This window comes from Paenibacillus thermoaerophilus, assembly GCF_005938195.1.
Lineage (GTDB): Bacteria > Bacillota > Bacilli > Paenibacillales > Reconciliibacillaceae > Paenibacillus_W > Paenibacillus_W thermoaerophilus.
In genome coordinates this window covers 1-234 of record NZ_VCQZ01000035.1, presented here as the reverse complement: position 1 = coordinate 234, position 234 = coordinate 1, and the positions used below count along the sequence as shown (strand labels likewise).

At 48.3% G+C, this 234-nt stretch carries 1 rRNA gene; it reads left to right on the top strand.

Annotated features, from left to right (window positions below):
* Nucleotides 1-171: 171 nt before the first annotated feature.
* A 16S ribosomal RNA gene (locus tag FE781_RS16365) occupies nucleotides 172-234 on the top strand; the annotation flags it as partial.

Sequence of the window (234 nt, the reverse complement as noted above, 5' to 3'; positions counted from 1 at the left end):
TGGTATATTAAAGAGGTCGCCGCAAAACACGGTGACGATAAGCGAACGAAAGTTCGCGAAGGTTCGATCTTTGAAAACTGAACAAGTGCGAAGCGTCAAAATGGTCTCGCGAGAGATCGATGACTGAAAAGTCAGCAACGAGCTATGGAGCTCATCCAGATAAGCAACACCTTTTTGGAGAGTTTGATCCTGGCTCAGGACGAACGCTGGCGGCGTGCCTAATACATGCAAGTC